Here is a 2,791-nt window from a genome sequence, read left to right on the forward strand (position 1 = left end):
CTGTCCGTCCGACGTGATCGCCAATGCCCACGTGACGGTGGCGTTTGCACGCGCCCTGGAGTTTTCCGTACCCACTCCGGTCGGAACTCTTTCGCAGCGGCAACTACTTGCCACCCTTCGCGACTTTCCAGCTGTACTCGATGTCACCCTTTTTGCCACCGGCATTATCGTACTCGGTGTACGTCACCGTGACTTTCTCAAAGTTGTTCCCGATGACAACTCTTGGTGGCCCATCCTCGTCGTTGCCTGAGGCGCTCACCTGAATATTGGTGACCATCACGTTCTTCAATTCGTACCTGAGGTAGGTTTCACGAGCGCCGCCGTAGGTCGCGGTCTGCTCGATTTCCAGCTTCGGGATGACCTTTCCACTCAGACACGCCTCTTGCAACTTCGGGGAAGCCTTTTCGTATTCGATCGTCAGGGTCAAGTCTTCGACGATCGCAGCGCCGCGACGGCGGCTCTGGCCTGTTGCGCCCCCACCGGGGCGATGCATTCCCCAATCGACGTTCAGGACATCAATCCACTTGCCGTGCTTGTCGTCTTGAGATTCGCCATCGATTCCATCGTACTTTGCAAAAACGGCCATCACTTCTCTCCTTACATTAACGGATAGGAAAGCCGACGGTACCGACGTACAGTATCGCCAATGACAGGATAGTTTACGAACCCCGATCAAGCGGCATGAATCTGCGATCTTCTCCCGGTATCCCCTGAAAAATCATCCGCATGCCGCTTCGCTCAGCGCCTCTGGCCGTCGTCCGCATGGCTAGCCCGATCAGCGCGATGACGTCTGGAGCGCTCACACAGCACCTCCGTCACTTCCTTCGCGACCTCATCGATCCCCCGTCCCGACTCTTCTCGATGAAGTTGAAGACCCAGCGACCGCCCAAGCGAGCCGACGACATCCTCGGTTACACTCGTTTCACCAAGGCCTCAGTGCAAATGATTGCACCGCCTCGGGAGGCGTTCAGCCCACAGGAAGGCTGCTTGCGCTTTAGCGCCGTTTGATCCCAGTTACCCTGGCCGGTGATACTGAAAGAAGCTACCACGCTTGCTATCTTCTTGCGTGATCGCGCAGCTGCGAGCCCAGCCTTTGAAAGAACCGACATGACTACTCTCTCCCTCACCGATGCCGAGCGTACCGTGTTCGCTCGCGTTGCCAACGCAGACGCACCTCCCGGCGCCATCGTGCGTGATTTCGACGCGCTCCTGGACTACCTGAGCACGGACGGCATCCCGGTTTCGCCAAAGACCAGCGAATTCGCCATCGCACGCCTGCCCGAACTCAATGCTTTGCTTACTCACCCCGTCCCGATCGGCCTCCACCGCGGCAGGCAGACGTCGTACCCCAACGTAGCTGGGCTGCACCTGCTTTTACGCTTTAGTCGATTGGGGAAGGTTGATCGTTTCGGCAGCACGCCGCGGATGGTCCTGAATACGGAAATGGCCGCCAAGTGGCAATTGCTCAATCCGACAGAACGATATTTCAGTCTGCTTGATCGCTGGTGGAGCTTCGCCGATTTCGAGCAGAGCCGTTTCGGCCTGGTAGCCGACAGGATGGCAGAATACCGTTGCACCTTCCTGAAGCGCCACCGTCCTGGCAGCCGTGCGAAAGAGCGAGACGAAAAGTGGCAAGTGGCCATGTTCGGGGCGCTCGGGATGAAGCAGATCGCCCTCATGCAAATGTTCGGCCTGCTCGACATCGTTTCCGATCAGGCTGTCTCCGGTAAAGGCTGGCAGATCAAGCGGATGGTCGCGACACCATGGGGACTATCCGCCAGCGCCACCTACCTTCGGGCATTCGGCTACACCTCTACCGAGTTACTGGCGCATTTGCTCAACCCTTCGGGCGAGGTTTCGGTCGAAGAGGAAGTGCCGAGCGAGGAAGAAATGGATCGCCCTCCTTTTTTTGCTTGGGCAGACGCGGTGATCCCGTTCTTTCCTGCCTGGCGGAACTCACTCGGAGAATCCGAGGCCGTCGAGCCGTTCCAAGGGAACGTGACGTTCAAGGTTTCGCTGGGCCCGAGTGTCTGGCGTCGCATCGTGATGCCTGCCGAAAGCGCCTTCGCCGACCTCGCACAATTCATCCTCGATGCCTTCGAATTCGATGACGACCACCTGTATCAGTTTCGCTACCAGGACGAATACACAACCCTGCGCATACTTCATGACCCGAGCTGCCGCGATGTCGATGGCGATTACGCTGACGAAGTGAGCTTGGGAAAAGCCGGGCTGTTTCCCCAACAGCTTGTCGAATTCCACTATGACTTCGGCGACGACTGGCGCTTCGACGTGCGAGTGGAACGGCTAGATGCGTCCGAAACCGGCGCAGAGCCAGCAGTCCTCGCCAGAGAGGGAAAGGCGCCACAGCAGTACCAGTGAGTCTCTCCACGTCCCGTTCTGCGGTCACTGATCTTCGCGATCGCTTCGACCGACTCGCGGTCATCCTCTGGCTGTAATGGATATTGCCATTGCGGAGGTGCACCCGTGCCTGACAACCACTACGCGCTTGACACGGAGTGATCGTAGAGCGCCATCACTTCAGCAAAAAGTGCTCCATCCGGTGACCTGCTTCAACCAGCGCCTTGAACACATTCGGAAGCTTCCCGCGACCGCTCCAGGTCACTGTTTTGTCGGGCGTGATGTATTTGGCTTTGACGGGGGTGCGAGTTTTCTGGGTCCCTGCAGCGCCTGCGCCAAAACCACACTGGGCCGCAGTCAAATCGTATTCCTGGATAATGCCCTTCACCCGACGAATGGCTTCTGCCACTTCGGTTCTGCGGGCTTCGTC

General features: G+C 58.2%; 3 protein-coding genes. 1 reads left to right on the forward strand and 2 read right to left on the reverse strand.

Annotation, left to right across the window (positions count from 1 at the left end):
• Nucleotides 1-103 precede the first annotated feature (103 nt).
• A complete protein-coding gene (locus KAY22_RS27455; protein ID WP_296626212.1) occupies nucleotides 104-586 on the reverse strand; it encodes a type VI secretion system tube protein Hcp in 483 nt (160 codons plus the stop codon).
• 521 nt (nucleotides 587-1,107) lie between these two features.
• Between KAY22_RS27455 and KAY22_RS27460 the strand changes: the two genes are divergently transcribed.
• A complete protein-coding gene (locus KAY22_RS27460; RefSeq protein ID WP_296626213.1) occupies nucleotides 1,108-2,382 on the forward strand; it encodes a plasmid pRiA4b ORF-3 family protein in 1,275 nt (424 codons plus the stop codon).
• 154 nt (nucleotides 2,383-2,536) lie between these two features.
• On the opposite strand, the gene KAY22_RS27465 is transcribed toward KAY22_RS27460, so the two are convergent.
• The coding region (locus KAY22_RS27465; protein WP_296626214.1) for an H-NS histone family protein at nucleotides 2,537-2,791 on the reverse strand (255 nt) is incomplete at its 5' end.

This window comes from Rhizorhabdus sp. (genome assembly GCF_018006725.1).
Classification (GTDB): Bacteria; Pseudomonadota; Alphaproteobacteria; order Sphingomonadales; family Sphingomonadaceae; genus Rhizorhabdus.